General features: G+C 70.9%; 19 protein-coding genes. 2 read left to right on the top strand and 17 right to left on the bottom strand.

All coding sequences use genetic code 11. The features are described 5' to 3' along the window. Positions 1–51: 51 nt before the first annotated feature. From ABD927_RS08145 to ABD927_RS08125, 5 genes are read right to left on the bottom strand one after another with little or no spacing between them, the layout of a single operon-like run. Complete coding sequence (locus ABD927_RS08145; RefSeq protein ID WP_345248151.1) at positions 52–912, bottom strand: enoyl-CoA hydratase/isomerase family protein; 861 nt, start codon at positions 910–912, stop codon at positions 52–54. Beyond that, positions 909–2,495: an AMP-binding protein gene (locus ABD927_RS08140; protein ID WP_345248149.1), complete on the bottom strand. Its 1,587-nt coding sequence runs from the start codon at positions 2,493–2,495 to the stop codon at positions 909–911. Before ABD927_RS08140 ends, ABD927_RS08145 begins: the two co-directional genes overlap by 4 nt. 8 nt (positions 2,496–2,503) lie before the next feature. Next, entirely contained in the window at positions 2,504–3,199 is a 696-nt protein-coding gene (locus ABD927_RS08135) for a substrate-binding domain-containing protein (protein ID WP_345248148.1), read from the bottom strand. 2 nt (positions 3,200–3,201) lie between these two features. Continuing rightward, complete coding sequence (locus ABD927_RS08130; RefSeq protein WP_345248146.1) at positions 3,202–4,353, bottom strand: acyl-CoA dehydrogenase family protein; 1,152 nt, start codon at positions 4,351–4,353, stop codon at positions 3,202–3,204. Between the two features lie 55 nt (positions 4,354–4,408). Then, complete coding sequence (locus ABD927_RS08125) at positions 4,409–5,212, bottom strand: enoyl-CoA hydratase-related protein (RefSeq protein ID WP_345248144.1); 804 nt, start codon at positions 5,210–5,212, stop codon at positions 4,409–4,411. A 91-nt stretch (positions 5,213–5,303) separates the two neighbouring features. Here ABD927_RS08125 and ABD927_RS08120 point away from each other — a divergent pair, with 91 nt between their 5' ends. Continuing rightward, entirely contained in the window at positions 5,304–6,230 is a 927-nt protein-coding gene (locus tag ABD927_RS08120; RefSeq protein ID WP_345248142.1) for a LysR family transcriptional regulator, read from the top strand. On the opposite strand, the gene pyrF is transcribed toward ABD927_RS08120, so the two are convergent. The 8 genes from pyrF to ABD927_RS08080 all read right to left on the bottom strand — a co-directional run bounded on the left by pyrF (position 6,199) and on the right by ABD927_RS08080 (position 13,757). Beyond that, positions 6,199–7,044, bottom strand: coding sequence for an orotidine-5'-phosphate decarboxylase (pyrF, locus tag ABD927_RS08115; RefSeq protein ID WP_345248140.1), 846 nt, complete (start codon positions 7,042–7,044; stop codon positions 6,199–6,201). The genes ABD927_RS08120 and pyrF overlap by 32 nt on opposite strands. Before the next feature lie 64 nt (positions 7,045–7,108). Further along, entirely contained in the window at positions 7,109–7,504 is a 396-nt protein-coding gene (locus ABD927_RS08110; protein WP_345248138.1) for a diacylglycerol kinase, read from the bottom strand. Positions 7,505–7,700: 196 nt separating this feature from the next. Further along, positions 7,701–8,816 (bottom strand): alginate O-acetyltransferase AlgX-related protein, encoded by a 1,116-nt coding sequence (locus ABD927_RS08105; RefSeq protein ID WP_345248136.1) that lies wholly within the window; start codon positions 8,814–8,816, stop codon positions 7,701–7,703. Positions 8,817–8,869: 53 nt separating this feature from the next. Further along, positions 8,870–10,315 (bottom strand): MBOAT family O-acyltransferase, encoded by a 1,446-nt coding sequence (locus tag ABD927_RS08100; RefSeq protein WP_345248134.1) that lies wholly within the window; start codon positions 10,313–10,315, stop codon positions 8,870–8,872. Between the two features lie 39 nt (positions 10,316–10,354). Beyond that, positions 10,355–11,023, bottom strand: coding sequence for a cell division protein FtsQ (locus tag ABD927_RS08095; protein WP_345248132.1), 669 nt, complete (start codon positions 11,021–11,023; stop codon positions 10,355–10,357). 8 nt (positions 11,024–11,031) lie between these two features. Next, positions 11,032–11,688, bottom strand: coding sequence for an SGNH/GDSL hydrolase family protein (locus ABD927_RS08090; RefSeq protein WP_345248130.1), 657 nt, complete (start codon positions 11,686–11,688; stop codon positions 11,032–11,034). Positions 11,689–12,136: 448 nt separating this feature from the next. Further along, complete coding sequence (locus tag ABD927_RS08085) at positions 12,137–12,787, bottom strand: DUF2239 family protein (RefSeq protein ID WP_345248128.1); 651 nt, start codon at positions 12,785–12,787, stop codon at positions 12,137–12,139. Between the two features lie 82 nt (positions 12,788–12,869). Then, entirely contained in the window at positions 12,870–13,757 is an 888-nt protein-coding gene (locus ABD927_RS08080; RefSeq protein ID WP_345248126.1) for a LysR substrate-binding domain-containing protein, read from the bottom strand. A 134-nt stretch (positions 13,758–13,891) separates the two neighbouring features. On the opposite strand from ABD927_RS08080, the gene ABD927_RS08075 reads away from it, so the two are divergent. Further along, positions 13,892–14,350 carry an SEL1-like repeat protein gene (locus ABD927_RS08075; RefSeq protein ID WP_345248124.1) on the top strand — a complete coding sequence of 153 codons (459 nt, stop codon included), beginning with the start codon at positions 13,892–13,894 and terminating at the stop codon, positions 14,348–14,350. A 24-nt stretch (positions 14,351–14,374) separates the two neighbouring features. On the opposite strand, the gene ABD927_RS08070 is transcribed toward ABD927_RS08075, so the two are convergent. The 4 genes from ABD927_RS08070 to ABD927_RS08055 form a co-directional block, all read right to left on the bottom strand. Beyond that, positions 14,375–15,184: an HpcH/HpaI aldolase family protein gene (locus ABD927_RS08070; protein WP_345248122.1), complete on the bottom strand. Its 810-nt coding sequence runs from the start codon at positions 15,182–15,184 to the stop codon at positions 14,375–14,377. A 12-nt stretch (positions 15,185–15,196) separates the two neighbouring features. Continuing rightward, positions 15,197–16,051, bottom strand: coding sequence for an amidohydrolase family protein (locus ABD927_RS08065; protein ID WP_345248120.1), 855 nt, complete (start codon positions 16,049–16,051; stop codon positions 15,197–15,199). A 16-nt stretch (positions 16,052–16,067) separates the two neighbouring features. Next, complete coding sequence (locus ABD927_RS08060) at positions 16,068–17,024, bottom strand: Bug family tripartite tricarboxylate transporter substrate binding protein (RefSeq protein ID WP_345248118.1); 957 nt, start codon at positions 17,022–17,024, stop codon at positions 16,068–16,070. Positions 17,025–17,152: 128 nt separating this feature from the next. Further along, the gene (locus tag ABD927_RS08055; protein ID WP_345248116.1) at positions 17,153–17,875 is read right to left on the bottom strand and encodes a maleate cis-trans isomerase family protein; all 723 of its coding nucleotides are present in this window, start codon (positions 17,873–17,875) and stop codon (positions 17,153–17,155) included. Positions 17,876–18,018 lie beyond the last annotated feature (143 nt).

The following is an 18,018-nucleotide window of genomic DNA, read 5'->3' as shown; positions in this document are numbered from 1 at the left end:
ATTGGCGCATCCGCCTGCCGCCGCGGGGTGTCCGGCGACAGGAAGACGTGCTCATTCGGGGGGCGGAGCGTCGCGGCCGGGCTTGAACCGGCCTTCCATGAATTGCCTGACGCGCGCCGTTCGTGCCTGCGGGCCGGCCTGCGCGTCGGCCAGGCGGGCCGCGGCATGGGCGCCGTGGCGGATCGCCGCCTCCCAGTCCAGGCCACCGACGGCGCGCAGGCTTTCTTTCGACAGGCGCAGCGCGTCCGGCTGCTTGCCGGCCAGGCGGCGCGCCACGCGCATCGTCTCGTCGTCGAGCGCGGCGGCGGCGACGCTGCGCGTGATCACGCCCAGGCGCAGCGCTTCGGCGGCGCCGAAGGTTTCGCCGGTCAGCCCGTAATAGGCGGCCGCCCGCCGCGGCATCAGCGCCAGCGCGGCCTTGGCGATGGGGCCGCCGAAGAAGAAGCCGAAGTTGATCTCGGGGAAGCCGAACACCGCGTCGTCGGCCGCGATCGCGATGTCGGCCGATTCGACCAGCGTGATGGCGGCACCCAGGCAGTGGCCGCGGACGGCGGCCACCACGGGCTGGGGCAATTCGCGCAACTGGCCGCGGCGCAGGCGTTCGACGGCGCGGCGGGCGCCCGCCACCTGTTCGGGAGGACGCTGGCCCTCGGCGAAGAAATCGCGCAGGTCCATCCCGGCGCAGAAGTGCGGGCCCTGCGCGCGCAGCACGACGACGCGCACGGCGCCGTCGGCGGCGATGGCCTCCAGCGCCTGTTCGAGCTCGCCGGTCATCTCGATGCCGATCGCATTCTGCTTGGCCGGGCGCGCCAGCGCCAGCGACAGCACGCCGTCGTCGTCGAGCCGGCCGTCGATCTGCGTGAAAGCGGCCGCGGGCGGCCAGGGCCGGCTTGCCGGTTCCGGCGCGGTCATGCCACGAACCTCCCTTCCGGACCCCAATGGCGCGCGCGCAGGCGCTTCTTGTCGATCTTGCCGGTGGCCGCCAGCCGCGGCAGGCTGTCGACCACGTAGATGTGGCGCGGTTTCTTGTAGCCGGCGAGCCGCAGGCGGCAGTGCGCCACCAGTTCCTCCGCGGTGGCGGCGGCGCCCTCCCTGAACACCACGTAGGCCGCCACGGTTTCGCCCCAGTGTTCGTCGGGAACGCCCACCACCGCCGCCTCGCGCACGGCCGGATGGGCGTGCAGCGCTTCCTCCACCTCGCGGCTGTAGATGTTTTCGCCGCCCGATACGATCATGTCCTTCTTGCGGTCGATCAGGTAGAGCAGCGCGTCGTCCCTGCCCACGTAGCCGACGTCGCCGGTGGCGAACCAGCCGCGCGGCACCGGGTCGGCGCGGCCGAGTTCACGGTTCCAGTAGCCGATCATCAGCGTCGGCGTGTCGATGTAGACTTCGCCCGCCGTGCCGTCGGGGCAGGCGCGGCCCTCGGCATCGCGGATCTCGATGCGGCCGCCGATGTGGGGATAGCCGGCCGACCCCAGCCGGGCATCCCCTTCGGGCCGGCCGCTGAGCTGGTGGAATTCCTTGTCGAGCATCGTGTTCAGCGGGCCGGTTTCCGTCATGCCGTAGTACTGGATGAAGATCGGCCCGAAGCGTTCGACGGCGCGTGCCAGGTCGCGCTGCGGGATGGGCGACGAGCCGTAGCTGATGGTTTCCAGCGACGACAGGTCGTGCCCGCGTTCCGGTTCGTCGAGCACGCTGCGGATCATGACCGGCGCCAGGTGGGCGACCGTCACGCGGTGGGCCTGGATCAGATCGAACCACTGCGCCGCCGAAAAACGCGGCCGCACGATGACCGTGCCGCCGTGCCAGGTGCAGCAAAGCTGCTGGCTCTTGCCGCCGACGTGGAACAGGGGCATGACCAGCAGCAGACGGGTGCCGGCGCGGATGCCGCCCGACGCGGCCATCGTCCGCGTCATTTCCACCTGGCCGCGCTGCCCCAGCAGCACGCCCTTGGGCCGGCCCGTGGTGCCGCTGGTGTAGACCAGGTGCACGCCGTCGTCGGCGCTGGCCTGCCGCGCCAGCTGCGCCGACGTTTCGGCGCGCAGCAGCGCTTCGTAGCCGGGGGCGCCGGCGATCGCTTCCCCGGCCTCGCCGTCGATGCGGATGGCCGGCGTGCCGGTTTCTTCCGCGATGCGGGCGGCGGTTTCGGCGAACGCCGATTGGTAGAACAGCACGCCCGGCTGCGCGTCGAGGCAGATCGCCGACAGCTCGGCCGCGGCCAGCCGATGGTTGAGCGGCAATACGATGAAGCCGCCGAGTTCGGCCGCGCCGGCGATCTCGATCATCGTGCGGCTGTTGGCCGACAGCACCGCCAGCCGTCCCTGGCGCGCAATGCCGAGCCGGCTCAGCGCATTGATCAGGCGGATGACGCGATCGGCGAACTGGCCGTGCGTGCAGGCGCCGTCGGAATCGATGAAGGCGGTCTTGTCGCGGAAGTAGCGGGCGTTGCGCAGGAAGGCATCGCCCAGAATGATGGACTGCGGATCGTTGTGCATGGTGTGGGTCAGGAATGGATGGACGGGCCGGGCGAGAAACCGCCGTCGGCCCGGGCGGCATGCAGCAGCTCGCGGACCACGTCTGCGCACGGGGCCTCCGCGGCCGAACGCATGCCGATGCAGTATTCGGTGGCCAGCGAAAATTCGGCCGGCATGCCGGCGTCGGCCACGCCGGGCACCTGGGCCGCCTCGGTCGACTGCGCGCAAGCCAGGGCGCCCGAAGCGTGTTGCGCGGCCAGGGCGCTGGCGGCCTCGAAGCCGCCGGCGTAGTGGCGCATGCGCGGCGCCAGCGTTTCGGCCACGCCCAGCGCGCGGAAGACCGCGGCCAGGTGGCGGCCGCCGGTCGACCGTTCCAGGTCGGGCACCAGCAGCAAGGGACTGTCGAGCAGGGCGCGGCGCAGCGCGTCGGCCGTGGCCAGCGGCGGCAGCGGGTCGTCGGCGCGCCGCACGCAGCGGGTCTGGGCCCAGCCCAGCGTCTGCGGCGCGCCGAAGCGCTGCGCCACGTCCGGCCGCAGCGCGCCGAACGCGGCGCGGCTGAGCACGACGAGGTCGGCGGCCGCGCCGCCTTCGAGCGCCTGCCACACCGCGTCCACGGGCGCGTAGCGGCAGGCGAGCGCGGCGCCGAAGCGGCGGCCGATGCCGGCGCGGCGCGCCTCGATCAGCCCGCGCGCCGCGCCGGCGCTGAGAACGATGAGCTCGCGCATGGCTACCTGGCCTTCAGGCCCATCAGATTGGCGAGCAGATTGCGCTGCATCTGCGAGCTGCCGGCGCCGATGGTGGTGCTGCGGGCGTCGCGGTAGTGCTGCTGCATTTCGTATTCCATGCTGTAGCCGGCCGCGCCCATGACCTGTATGCCCGCGTTGGCGGCGCGCACGTAGGCTTCGGAGCAGAACAGCTTGGCCATCGTGACTTCGCGCAGCGCGTTTTCGCCGCGCGCCATTTTCTCCACCGCGTTCCACATCAGCAGGCTGCCGGCTTCCTGCTCCGTCTGCATGTCGGCCAGCATGTGGCCGATGGCCTGGAACGCGCCGATCGGCTTGCCGAACTGCGTCCGTTCCCTGGCATACGAGAGCGCCAGGTCGAACACCTTGCGGCCGGAGCCGACGTAGCCCGCGGCCGTGCTCAGGCGTTCGGTCTGCAGGCAGGCCATCAGGATGTCCCAGCCGTGGTCGACCTGGCCCAGGACGGCGTCGGCCGGCACGCGCACGTCGTCGAGGAAGATCTCGTAGGTGCCCGTGCCGCGCCGGCCGAGCATGTCGAGCTTGCGGCACTCCACGCCTGGCGTGTCGTTGGGCACCAGGAACACCGTCAGCCCGCCGTGCGGGCCCCGGTCGGACGAGGTGCGCGCATAGACCTGGATGATGTTGTCGCGCGCGCCCGCGGCCGTCGCCCACACCTTGCGGCCGTTGAGCACCCAGCCGTCGCCGTCGCGCCGCGCCGACGTGCGGATGGCGCCGACATCGGAGCCGGCCTGCGGCTCGCTGATGGATACCGACATCCGCACCGAACCGTCGAAGATGCGGGGCAGGTAGTGGCGCTTCTGTTCCTCGCTGCCGCATTTGAGCAGCGTGGTGGAGGTATAGAGCACGACGGCGTAGGCGGCGGCGATGTCGTAGTTCACATAGGCCAGCTCGTCGACGATCAGGGCCATCTCGACGATGCCGCCGCCCAGGCCGCCATAGGCCTCGGGAAAGGGCATGGCGAACATGCCGGCCTCGACCCAGGCATCGTAGACTTCGTGCGGGTAGCGCCCTTCGCGGTCCATGGCCGCCAGGTAGTCGCGGGTGGCGATGGCCTGCGTCATCTTGCGCACGCTGTCGCGCATCAGGTTCTGTTCGGTGGTGAAAGCGATGGTCATGGGGAATCGGGGAATGAAGGGAAGGAGCGGACGCGCGGCATGGGCGCCCGTGGTCTCAGGCGCCGGGCTTGAGCCGGCCTTCGCGGAAGGCCTGGACCTCGGTGGTGCGCGAGGCGTCGGCCGACTGGCGCGCGAGCAGTTCGAAGGTCTTGGCCGTGACGAAATTGATCGACGCCTCCCAGCCCATTTCCAGCGCGTAGCGATAGCTTTCCTTGGTCAGCCGCAGCGCCGCCGCGTCCTTGCCCGCCAGTTCATGCGCCAGCGCCAGCGTTTCGGCGCGCAGCGCGTCGTGCTGAACCATCCGGTTGATCAGGCCGATGCGTTCGGCCGTCGCGCTGTCGAAGGAGCGGCCCGTCATGGCCAGGAACAGCGCATCGCGCGGCCGCAGGATGGAGGCCATGGATTTGCTGACCGGGCCCGCGGGAATATGGCGGAAGTTGATTTCCGTCAGCGCGAATTTCGCCTCGCTGCTGGCCAGCGCCAGGTCGCAGCATTCCACCACCGAGAAGCCGCCGCCCAGGCAGGCGCCGTTGACCATCGCGATCGTGGGTTTCGGGAAGTGCCGCAGCAGATGGATGCGCCAGGCCGCCGCGTCGCGCATGGCGCGGTCGCGGGCGGCGGCGATGCCTTCGCCTTCGCTGAAGAATTCGGTGAGGTCCATGCCGGCGCAGAAGGCCGTGCCGGCGCCGGTCAGCACCACGACCCGGCAGGCATCGTCGTCGCGCAGGCGTTCCAGCGTTTCGGTGATGGCCCGGGTCAGGGCCGAGTTCATGGCGTTGCGCTTTTCCGGGCGGTTGAGGGTGACGATCGCCACCGGGCCGTCCCATTCCACGAACACTGTTTCGGTTGATGTAGCCAAGTTGCCGTCTCCGCGCAGTCGATAGGTGTAGGGCGGAGTGTAGAAAGGGCCATAATGTCTTTGCCATAAACCCAGGCTGATGTCCGACATCATGAATCGAAATGTCGAATCGATCGACGTGCCGCTGCTGCGAGCCTTCCGCGCGCTGGTAGACGAGAGCAGCGTCACGCGCGCCGCGCATCTGCTGGGCATGAGCCAGCCGGCGATGAGCGCGCAGCTCAAGAAGCTGCGCGAGGTGTTCCGCGACCCGATCCTGACTCGCACGGCGGGCGGCTCGCGGCCCACGGAACGGGCGTCGGACCTGATCGGTCCGGTGCGGGAGGTGCTGCGGCGCATCGAGCTGCTGGCGGCTTCGCCCGCAGAAGGGCTGGCGCCGTCCGACTACCAGCTGACGGTCAAGATCACGGCGACCGACTACGCGCAGCGCATCCTGCTCAACCGCATCCTCGCGCCGATGCGCGAGAAGGCGCCGGGCGTGCGCCTGGAGTTCCGGCGGGCCGACCGCACGCAAGTACGCGAATGGATGGAGCAGGGGCTGGTGGATCTGGGCATCGGCCCGATGACGGTGCCGAGCGGCAGACTGCATTTTCGCCGGCTGTATCGCGACAATGCGCTATGCATCCTGGGGCCGGGCACGCTGGCGGCCGACATGCCGCTCACGCTCGACGCGTATTGCGGCCTGGCCCACGTGCGGGTGGTCCCGGCCCGCGAAAGCTATTTCGACGACGCGGTGACGCGGCGATTGGCCAAGCTCGGGCGCAAGCGGCAGGTGGTGCTGACGGTGCCCGATTTCCTGGCGCTGGCCGACATCGTGCGCGGGGCGCCGGTGGGGGCGACGGTGCCGCGCACGCTGCTGCAGATGGACGGGCACGCCGATGGCTTCGACGTGCGGCCGCTGCCGTTCTCGCTGCCCGACATGCAGGTCGGCCTGTACTGGCACGACCGGACGCACAACAGCGCCGTCCACAAGTGGCTGCGCGCGATAATTACCGAGACGTTCCGGACGGCGGGGCGCTGACCGGCCGCGCCGCGTTGATCGCGTCGCGCGTGGCGCGCGCGGCGGCGGCGGCGGCTTCGCGCCAGTCGTCGCCGCCGCTGGCGTACAGGATGGCGCGCGCCGAGTTGATCATCATGCCGGTGCCGCCGGCCGTGCAGCCGGCCTCGACCGTGGCCGGGATGTCGCCCCCCTGGGCGCCGATGCCGGGCACCAGTAGCGGCATGCTGCCGACCCGGCCGCGCACCGCCGCCAGTTCGGCCGGGAAGGTGGCTCCGACCACCAGCCCGCACTGCCCGTGCCGGTTCCAGCGGTCGGCCACCAGGCCCGCCACCCGCAGGTACAGCGGCTCGCCTTCCACCTCCAGGAACTGCAGGTCGGAGCCGCCGGGATTGGAGGTCCGGCACAGCACCAGGATGCCGCGGTCGGGCCATTCCAGGTAAGGCTCGATCGAATCGGAGCCCATGTAGGGGCTGACGGTGACGGCGTCGGCGCCGTAGCGCTCGAAGGCCTCGATCGCGTATTGCTGCGCGGTGGATCCGATGTCGCCGCGCTTGGCGTCGAGCACGATGGGAATGTCGGGATGGCGCGTGCGCAGGTGCGCGCACAGGGCCTCGAGCTGATCTTCGGCGCGCTGTGCGGCGAAATAGGCGATCTGCGGCTTGAACGACGATGCATAGGGCGCGCAGGCATCGGCGATGCCGGCGCAGAATTCGAAAATGGCGTCGCGGCGGCCGCGCAGGCCGGCGGGGAAGCGGGCGGGGTCGGGGTCGAGGCCGACGGTCAGCAGCGAGTCGGACGATGCCCAGGCCTGTTCCAGTTTCTGGATGAATGACATCGGGATGGCGGGAAGAGGGAATCCCGCAATTATTGCATCATGCGCGGCGGCGGCCCGTGCGTCGCTACAGCACGAACCTGTCCGCCAGGATGACGATCCACAGTCCGGCCGAGAACAGCAGCGTAAGCATCACGGCCGCGCTGCCCAGGTCCTTGGCGCGGCCCAGGAGCGGGTGCAGCTCGGTCGACAGCGCATCGGCCAGCGCTTCCACGGCCGAGTTGAGCAGTTCGGTCACCAGCACCATCAGCATGCTGACCAGCAGCATGAACACTTCCAGCGTGTCGCGGCCGAGCCAGAAGGCGGCCGGCGTCAGCACCGCCACCAGCGCCACTTCCTGGCGGAACGCCGCCTCGTACTTGAGCGCCGCCCACAGGCCCTGCATCGAATAGCGCCAGGCGCGCAACACGCGCTGGAAACCGCCTGTGCTCTTGAACGGAGAGAGTCTGGGTTCGGAGGACATGGCCGCGCCGGAGGGTTGAGGTTGCCGGCAGGATACAGCGAATCGATGAACGCTCGCATGCGCGGCCGTCATGGAAGACGCTTCGCGCACGATCCGCCAGATGTCGGCGATCAGCCGGCAGGCCGTCGCCTGGGACAGCGTAAAGCGGGCAAGATCGTTAAATCGAACATTATTCCGTTAATGACCGTTGTTACGATCATTGGATCGGCTCCGAGCTTGGCTGTCGGGACGCCAGGATTCCCGTTTCGCCATCCAGCGGCCGTTGCAGCGCGCGTTCCGGGATTTCCCATACGACCAGCCGCGGCGGCGTGCGGCGGAAGGCGTCGCCATTGAAATAGGCCCGCGCGGCGCCGGCGAATTCGCCGCCGTCCAGCGCGAAGCTCGCCACCCGTGCCTGCAGCGCGGCTTCCAGGAAGGGGACGAATTCCGCGTTGCGCGAGTACGAAGTGCCGATCAGCGCCACGCGCGGCAGGCCGGCGTCGCCGAACAGGTCGTCGGCGTCCTGCGCGGGCGTGGACGGAGCGGCCGCGGCGTCGAAGCGCAGGCGCGGCTCCAGGTCCGGCGGGGGCAGGAGCCGTGCCGGCAGCCAGTCGATGCCGGCCAGCCGGACCAGGTCGCCATGCACCGGTTGGGGGGCACCGCGCACGATGGCCAGCGGCTGTCGCGGTTCCAGCGCGGCCGCTGGCGTGGGCAATTGCCTGATGGCCGCGGCGATGGCGCCGGCCGCGGCTTCGGCGCCGGCTTGGTTCCAGTGGCTGTCGGTGCGCCGGAAGGCCTGGCTGCCCAGCGCGCGCAGCGCCGGCTCCAGGTCCGGCGCCGCGATGCCGGCCTGCCGCAGCGAGGCCGTCCAGGCGCGCAGCCGGTCCTCTAATGCGGACGGCCGGCGCAGGCCGCACAAGCGGGCGGCCGCGATGCGGGTCTTGTCGGGGACGGTGGCAACCAGCAGCGCGATGTCTTGCGACCGGAGCCGGGCGGCGACGGCGGCGACTTCGCGCGTCCGCGCCTGCATGTTTGCGCTGGCCTGCGGGTATGGGATCAGTTCGTCGGCCAGGAACAGCCAGCCCGGGCAGCCCTGGCGGACGCGCGGACCCAGGTCGCCGATCGCGAGCCAGGCGGCGCCGCGCTCCAGCTTCGCGGCCGCAGCCGGCAGCGGCGTGCGGGCGATGGCGTCGGCGATGTCCGCCGTGGCGCGGCCGTCGAGCCAGTGCGACCAATCAGGTTGTGCTTGCCTGTGCGTGCGCGGGGCCGACGCTGCCCCGGCCAGCAGGCCGTAGCCGTTGGACAGCAGGCCGGCCGCCAGCATGGCGGCCATGACTACGCCGGCAAGCGCATGCCGGGGCCCGTGGCGCGGTGCGGTCCGATCCATCAGAACTGGAAATACAGAAAGGGCGCCGTGCCGCGTGCGGCCAGGACGCCGAAGCCGAGCAGAAAGCCGGCCGCGGGCCATACGCCGCCCCAGGCCTGCCCCAGGCGCGCGAATAATCCGCGGCCGGACGCGCCGCCGCGCCAACCGGGCGCCATGCCGCCCAACCGCGCCGCCAGCGCCGGATACGTCACGCACGCAATCCCCAGCGCCATCGTCACCAGATGCACCGGCCGCCACTGCACCCGCAAGGCATCGCCCAGCGCGAAGCCGTTGAGCCCGAACTGGCCGGCGTACATATGCAGCGCCGCCTCGAAGCCCGGCGCGCGGAACAGCGTCCACGCGAGCATCACGAACAGCAGCGTCAGCACCCGCGACAGCCATGCCGACAGGGCCGGCAGCGCGGCGGCGCGCCACAGATGGGCCAGGGCCAGCGCCAGCCCGTGGGCGATGCCCCACAGCAGGTAGTTCCAGCTGTCGCCGCCGTGCCAGAGGCCGCCGATGGCCATGGTCAGCAGCAGGTTGGCGCAGGTGCGCAGCGTGCCGCCGCGGCTGCCGCCGAGCGGGATGTACAGGTAGTCGCGCAGCCAGGTCGACAGCGAGATGTGCCAGCGCCGCCAGAAGTCGCGGATGCTCGCGGCCAGGTAGGGCTGGTCGAAGTTCTCCGGGAAGTGGAAGCCCAGCATCAGGCCCAGGCCGATGGCCATCGCGCTATAGCCAGCGAAGTCGAAGAACAGCTGCAGGCTGTACGCCAGGCAGCCGAGCCAGGCGTCGGCCAGGCTCGGCGCCGGCAGCGCGAACGCGGTCTGCACCAGCGGCGCCAGCGTGTCGGCGATCAGTACCTTCATGCCGAAGCCGGCCATGAAGCGGCGCGCGCCGCGGGCGAACTGCGGCCAGCCGGCAGCGCGTTCGCGCAGTTCGCGCGCCACCCAGTCGTAGCGGATGATGGGGCCCGCGATCAGGTGCACGAACATGGCCTGGTAGGCGCCGAAATCGACGAAGCTGCGGCAGGCCGGCACCACGCGGCGCTGCACGTCGACCAGGTAGGAGATCGATTGCAGCACGATGAAGGACAGCCCGATCGGCAGCGCGACCCGCTCCCACGCGAAGGGCGGCGCGCCGTGCCACGACAGCAGCCGGCCCAGCGTTTCGGCCACGATGTTGGCGTACTTGTACCAGCCGAGTACCGCCAGTTCGGCGCCGACGAAAACCGCCAGCACGGCCAGGCGGCCGCGCCGGCTGCGGATGGCGTCGATCGCCATACCGCCGATCCAGCCGGCCAGGATCAGCGCGATGAACAGCAACAGCAGCCGCGGGCTCCACCAGCCGTAGAAGACCCAGCTGCCGCACAGCAGCACCGCGTTGCGCCACGCCGCCGGCGACAGCGCATACACGGCCAGGAAGGCCGGCAGGAACAGCGTGAGGAATTCCGGCGACGCGAAGACCATGGCGGTGCCCGCTATCCCTGCCGCCCGGCCGCGGCCGGCTCAGCGCGCCAGCGCATCGACGGCGAACAGCGCGCGCGTGCCGCCGGGGCCGGGCACCGCGAACACGCTGTAGCGCTGGCCCGCGGCCAGCGCGCCCAGCTCCAGCTGCGTGCCCTGCGCCTTGCCGCCGCAGGTGATCTCTACCGTCAGCGCGACCGGATTGATCGGGCGGCGCCGGGCCTGTCCCGCGGCCACGCCGGCGAATATTTCCACGCTGCGGCCGGCGCTGCGCAGGCCGGCCGGCGCGCAGCCGGGATCGGCGTTGTAGAGCGCCAGCGACGCGCGCATGGCGTTGAAGTCGTCCGGCGATTCCTTGATCACGGCGGTGGCGTTCGCGCCCGCGGCCGGCAGCGCGAGCACGGTGGCGAATTCGCCCGGCCGCACCGTGACGGAGACCGGCGTGTGCCGCCCGCCCAGCGCCAGCGTGCCGCTTATCGGCCGGCCGGCGGCAACCGGCAGGAAGCGCGAGGCGGGCGCGTCCGCCGGCAGCGTCAGCGCCGCGCCGCCGGCGGCCTGGACCTGCAGCGGGCCGCTCCCGGCGTTGACGAAGCGGACGAAGGCGGAATCCTGGGCCGGGCCGGAGGGATAGAGCGGAATGTCGGCGCCAGGCGCCGCCGCCGGCAGAGCCAGCGCAGCGAGCAGGCCGGCGAACTGGATGAAGGCGTTCATCCTGCCGCTCACCGATGCGCGCCCGCGGCCGGCGCCGTGGCCAGCGCCTTGGCGATGGCGTCGCCCCAGGCCTTGTAGCCGGCCGGCCGGAAATGCTGGCCGTCCACCGTGGCCCACTGGCCAGGCTTGGAGAATTGCAGCGAATCGATGTAGCGGCAGGGCGAGACGTTGACGGCCAGGAACTTCGACATCAGCTGCACGCGGGCGTAGCTCTTGCCGTACTGGCCGCCTTCCGTGCCCCAGGCCGGGCCGACCCACGCGCACTTGGCGCCGGCGGCGGCCACCGCGCCCACCAGCGAGGTGGTCTGCTGCCAGGCCCAGGTCTTGGGGAAGTCGGGCTGGCCATAGGCGGCCATGGTGTCGCCGAACACCAGCACGACCAGGTCGGGCCGGTCGGCGGCGATCAGGTCGGAAATGGGCACGGTGGCGGCCCCCTCCGTCTTGACCACGGCCTTGGCCTTGCCGATGCGCTCGGCGCCGCCGCAGGGGCCGGGCGTGGCCGCCAGCCATTGGCCGGGCGTGGTGCCGCAGACGCCGATGGTGTGGACCGCCTTGGCGCCCTGCCGCAGCAGGTCGTCGTGCAGCGAGCCGATCAGGTAGCTGGCGGTGGCGAGGTGGCTGTCGCCGACGATCAGAATCGTCAGGCCCGCGATCAATGAAACCATGTCGATACTCCGGTGAAGCGGAAACGCGCGCGGAAAAAGCGCGCGCCCGCGCGGCGGTGCCGGCGCGGGAGGGAACCAGGGAAGGAACGGATGTCTTGTCTGCCGGGCCGGCGCACGTCGCCGGGTACGGATGCTAACCCTTCGGCGGGCGTGGCGGCGGGCGAGGGCGATGCAGGAACCGTCGTCGTCAGGAAGACCGCCCGGAACGGGCGGTGGCGTCGGCGGCCGGCGCGGCCGCAGCCTGGGCGGCGATGGGCCTAGCAGCCGGCAGAGGAAAGGCTCATGGGATCGGCGCCCATTCTGGCAAGGCGGAGCTACGTGGTTCCGGCACGTATTCTTGAAGCATAACCTTGCGTCTGAAGTAGCCGCCCCCGGCTTGCGCCCGGAGCGGTCGTGCAAAATTTAGCCCATCCGCGGGAGGAACGCAAAAGCCCCGCCGCGCCTGTCGCTAGGCGGCGACGCCGCTTTCCGGCGCGCGGCTCCCGCGGCCGGCCTCGGCGTGGGCAGCGCCGCCGAATGCCAGCCTGGCGGCGTGGTCGCGGACATCGGCCGGCCACCCGGCCACCTGCGCGCGAAAGCGGGGTTCGTCGTTGGCGAACAGCGCGCGTGTCGCCTCCTCGAAGCCGGGCAGGTCGCCGGCGATGGCAAGCATGAAGTGGTAGGCCCGTTCCTGCGCCTGGCGCAGCCGGTCTTTCTCGCCGCCGGCGCGCCGGGCCTCTTCCACCAGCTTTCTCAAGGTGACCGATGCGCCTCCCGGCTGGCCGGCGAGCCATTCCCAGTGCCTGGGCAGCAGGGTCACTTCGCGCGGTACCACGCCAAGTTTCGGGCGGCCCCGGCCGCGCGCCTCGGCAGGTTCCGGCGTTTCGGCCGGTGCGGAGCCGGCGCCGGCCTCGGCCAGTCGCGCCAGGACATCTTCGTCGGAGCCGCGCGTATCGATGTCGACCGACCGCCCGGTGGCGTCGTCGAACACGAGCACCGGGCCGGCTGCGCCGCGCGCGCGAGCCTGTTTCACGGCCAGCGCGTTGGCCTGGATGGATCCGGCGGCGATGCGCCGGTGGCCATCGAAGCTGGTGTAGGAAGCGGGGTTGGCGGTGTTCATGACGAGATCCAGAAGCAAGACGCTAAATAATACCCGGATAAAATGCGGCCAGTCAATATCATCCGGGTATTATTTATTTGGTCTATACCTGGGCGCCCAGGTGCGTGAACAGGCTCCGGACGGGCGCCGACAGCCCGGCCCAGTCCCGGAAGCACAGGCACAGGCGCCGCCGGGCCCAGCTTTCCTCCAGCGCCACGGTCTGGTAGGCGCCGCGCCGCCGATGGCGGCCGGCGATGGCCTGTGGGACGACGGCGATGCCGATGCCGTGCGACACCATGTTGCACAGCCCCTCGAAGGTCTTCATGCGGATGCGCAGCGCCAGTTCGCGGCCGGCCGCGCGGGCATGGCCGCCGATGTAGTCTTGCAGCGCGCTGCCGGGCTCGAGCCCGACGAACGGCTGGTCCAGGACGGCGGCGAAGCGGATGGCGCCAGCCTGCGCGAACCGGTGGCCGGCGGGCACGATCAGCACCAGGTGGTCCTTGGCCACCGGCTGCAGATGCAGCCCATGGGCGTCGACCGCGTCGGCCACGATCCCGGCCTCGGCCAGCCCGGCGGCGATCAGCCGCACGATTTCCTCGCTGGTGCGTTCCTTGAGTTCGACCTGTACGCGCGGGCGGCTGGCCAGCCAGGGAGCCAGCCTGCCCGGAAGGAATCCGGTCAGCGCCGCGGTGTTGGCGTACAGGTGGACGGTGCCGCGCCCGCCGGCGGCGAACTCGCGCAGCTCGCCCTTGAGCACGGCCTGCTGGCGCAGCATCAGGCGCGCGTGGTGGGCCAGGGCCTCGCCGGCCTCGGTGGCGGCCACGCCCCGCGCGTGGCGTTCGAGCAACCGCACGCCGGCGTCGGCCTCGATGCTGCGCAGGCGTTCGCTGGCCGAGGCCAGCGCCAGGTTGGCGCGTGCGGCGCCCTGCGTGATGCTGCCCGCATCGACGATGCAAAGAAACAGGCGAAGGTCTGCAAGATCGAGCCGCATGGCGCCACCGCGCGCCGCAAGCCTTCGGCGAATCCGAAGGCTTGAGCGCAGAAATCCACATTGTGCCAAAGCGCCCGCGACGCTCCAATGCCGACATGACGCGTTGCCGTCCATTGCCCGCCAAGGAGGGTTTCATGAGCACCGTTTTCCGCAACCGAAAGACGGCCTGTCGCCCGGCGTGGCTGCTGGCCGCGGCCCTGTTCCTGCCTGGCGCGGCGCCGGCGCAGGCCGCGCAGGGCACGGCATCGGCATCGGCATCGGCACGAGCCGAGCAGGGCGGCGGGGCGACGCCAGAGCAGCTTTACCAACTGGCGCTGGAAGCCCGGACGGTGCGCGACTATCCCGCGATGCTTTCCTTCCTGCGCCGGGCCGCCGGCGCCGGCGAGCCGGAGGCGCAGGAATTGCTTGCCGGCGTCCTGCTGGCGGGCCCCGCGCTGTATGGACGCGGGTTGCGGGCCGATCCTTGCGAGGCCGCGCATTGGGCCGAGCGCGCCGCCGAACAGGGCAGCCCCGTCGGACGGCACTATGCGCTCGTGCTGAACGGCATGCGGGACCTGCCGCAGGGTCGCGCCGCCTGCGCGTCAAACCATTGACGCGCGGAGCGGCGCCGGTGCCGTCTAGCCGCCGGCCGCCGCGGCGCTCTTGGCGAACGGCGCCAGTTCGGCGCGCAGGTTGTCCATGCTTTTCTTGATCCCCTGGCGCAGCAGCGAAACGTCGCTGTTGCCCATGAACAGCCGGTAGCCCAGGCGCGCGAACTCGGCGATCTGCGCCTGGCTGTGCGGATGGCACTTGCCGAATTTGCCGTGCCGTTCGCAGGCGGCGATGACCTGCTCCATCGCGTCGCGCAGCAGCGGATGGTCGTACTGGCCCTGGATGCCCAGCGAGAAGGTCATGTCGTTGGCGCCGACGGCCAGCACGTCGATGCCCTCGACCGCGGCGATCTCGTCGCAGTTCTTCAGGCCCTCGCGGGTCTCGATCTGCGTGATGATGACGGTCTGCCGGTTCATGAACGGCAGGTAGTCGTCGGCCTTGGGCGTGCGGAAGTCGCTGTGCGCGGCGGTCAGCCCCAGCCCGCGGCTGCCCAGCGGCGCGTACTTGACGGCCTGGACGATCTGGCGCGCCTGTTCGGCGGTGTCGATGTTGGCCACCTGCACGCCGGCGGCGCCGGCGTCCAGCACGCCGGCCAGGTAGTGGTACAGGTTCTCGGGCACGCGCACGATGGGCGCGATGTCGGTGGCCTTGAACCACGCGATCAGGTCGGCCACGCGCTCGATGCCGAAGCCGCTGTGCTCCATGTCGATGATGACGTAGTCGACGTCGCCGTATTCGAGGATCTTGGCCACGCCGCGCGTGCCCACCTCCATGATCTGCATGCCGAGCGGGCTGCCGCCTTCGCGCAGGATGCGGCGGATGCGATTCTCTTTCATGATGTGCGTTTCCTAGAAGCCGAACAGTCGGCTCGGGTTGTCGACCAGGATCTTGCGCCGGGTGGCGGCGTCGGGCACCCAGCTTTCGAACAGGGACAGCAGTTGCGGATAGCTGACCAGGTCCAGGTGCGAGAGGAAGGGCCAGTCGCTGCCCCAGACGATGCGCTCGGGATTGTTCTGCACGAAGGCGCGCGCCAGCGGCGCGATGTCGGCGAAGCCGGGCGCCTTGGAGATGCGGTAGACGCCGGTGAACTTGACCCAGCAGCGGCCCTGGGCGTGCAGGCGCAGGAAATCGGCGAAGCCGTCCTGCTCCACGCCCTGGGCGGCCGGGAACACGCCCATGTGGCCGACCGAGAAATCGCAGGGCAGTTCGGCCAGCGTCGGCAGCAGGTCGCGCAGGGTCCGGTTCGGCACCAGGAATTCCAGGTGCCAGCCGCGCTCGGCCGCGCGCGCGGCCAGCTTGCGGGCGTGCTCGGCGGCGCGCCGCGTGATGTCGGGATCGGTCGAGCGGTAGCCGTAGTTGACCCGGATGGCCCGCGCCCCGCGCGCGTGCAGCGCGTCGAGCTCGGCATCGGTGACCGTGTTCTCGTCGATCGCCACGATGGCGCGCGCGCGGTCCTGGCCGAGCGTGGCCACCGCGTCGAGGATGCAGCTGTTGTCGTAGCCGTAGTGGCTGGGCTGGTCGAACGCCACGCGCCGCACGCCCTCGGGTTCGCTTGCCTGCAGGAAGCGCGACAGCGGCGCGTCGGGCGGCTGCGAGCGCAGCTCGCCGGCCTTGAGCGGATAGCGTTCGCGCGATTCGAAGATGTGGATGTGGGTGTCGCAGATGGCACCCAGCTTCGCTCGGTTATCGGTGGGCTCGGTCACGGCCATTCCTCGGGCGTCAGTTGGCGGAGATGTTGGTGATCTTGGTCAGGGCCTGCATTTCGCCCGTCTCGTCGTCGATCCGTTTGGCGAATTCGGCCGGCGTGCCGGGGATCGGCGTCATGCCCATGCCGGCCAGGCGCTTGACGATGGCCGGGTCGCGCAGGATCTCGTTCAGCGCGGCATTGAGTTTGGAGACGATTTCGTCGGGCAGTCCGGCCGGGCCCATCAGGCCGTTCCAGGCGCTCTGCACATAGTCTTTCACGCCGGCCTCGGCGGCGGTGGGAACCTGCATGCCGACCATGTCGGAACGCTTCTCCGACGCCACCGCGAGCACGCGGATCGAGCCGGCCTGGGTCATCGGCCGCACCGCTGGATAGCTGACGAACAGCGCGTCGAGCCGGCCGGCGGCGAGGTCGGGCACCGAGGCCGCGACGCCGCGGTAGGGCACATGGGTGAAGCGGGTGCCGGTCTTCCACTGGAACACCTCGGCGGCGATGTGCGCGGCCGATCCGCTGCCGCCGGAGCCGAAGCTCAGCTTGCCGGGCGCGGCCCTGGCCGCGGCCACCAGCTCGGCCAGCGAGCGGATCGGCGACTTGGCCGGCACGGCGACCACGATCGGGCTGTCGCCCATCGTGCTGACCGGCACCAGCCGTTTGGGGTCGTAGGGCAGGTTGGGGAACAGGTACGGCGCCACGGTCACGGTCGCGCCGGAGGCGATGACCAGGTTGTAGCCGTCCGGCGCCGAGCGCGCGACCTTGTCGGTGCCGATGGTGCCGCTGGCGCCGCCGATGTTCTCGACCACGAAGGACTGGCCCAGCTTGCGGGTCAGTTCCTGCGCGCACAGCCGGGTCATGCCGTCGGCCGCGGAGCCGGCGGCGAACGGGACCACGATGGTGACGGGCTGGCTGGGGTAGCGGGCCGCGGATTGCGCCAGTGCCGCGGCGCCCGTGGCCGCCATCGCAATGGCAAGCAAGGGGCGGGCGGCCTTGCTGACGAATGTGCCGAGGCTGGCGGGGCGGCGGTTTCCCGCCCCCGGTCGAGGTGGCGAAGCGTCGATGATTGTCTCCTTGCGCCGATGGACGGCTCTTGTTTTCCGGTGTCCTAGTGCGGGCTGGCGGCCTGCGTGCCGCGCGCCGCGGACCCTGCGCCGGCCAGCAGCCATTGCATGGCCTGCCAGCCGGCGGCCTTGACCGAGGACCACACCGGGCGGTCCAGCCGCTGCGCGAGGACCGGGATGATGTCGCGCGTCGGCAGCTGCGAGCAGGCGATGAACAGCGCGCGGCCGTCCGGCGACGCGGTGTCCAGGCATTTCTGCAGCACCTGCTCCGAAGTGATCCGGCCCAGTTCGGTCGGATTCTGCGCGCCGAACGATTGCAGCCGGTCGACCCGGATGCCCGATCCGGAAAGAAAGGCGCGCAGCATGTCGTTCTTCCAGTCCAGGTAGGGCGACACGACGTCGACGCGATCGATGCCGGCCTCGGCCAGCGCCGCCAGGATGGCGGTGGAGGTGCTCACCGTGGGCGCCCCCACCAGGTCGGAAAGCGTTTCGACGAAGGCCGCGTCGCCCGCAGGTCCGGCCAGGAAGCCGGCCGAGGTGCAGCCGTAGATGACCAGCGCGGCGCCGTCGCCGATCAGCGGCCTGACCGCGCCGATCGTGCTTTCGCGGTATTGCGGCAGGTCGTCGACCTGCAGCGGGCGCGGCGGCCGCGGCACCCGGGCCACGGCCAGCTCGGCGATGGCGGGGCAATAGGCCCGGATCTCGGGTTCCATCGTCGTGTTGTTGCTCGGCACGACCAGAATGACCCGTGGTTCGCCGTGGGGCATGTCAGCCTCTCTCCGTGTGGTTATCCATGGCGCCGCCCACTTTCCGGGCCTCATGGAACTGCCGCAACCCATTCAGGGCACGGCGGATCCGGCTCCGCCGGTCCGCCCGTGCCGCCCCTCGAGGGGCGCGCGCAAGCGCGTAG

The organism is Pigmentiphaga soli (genome assembly GCF_039541095.1).
Classification (GTDB): domain Bacteria; phylum Pseudomonadota; class Gammaproteobacteria; order Burkholderiales; family Burkholderiaceae_B; genus Pigmentiphaga; species Pigmentiphaga soli.
Note: the sequence above shows the minus strand (reverse complement) of the source record. Positions and strands in the feature narration are given on the sequence as shown.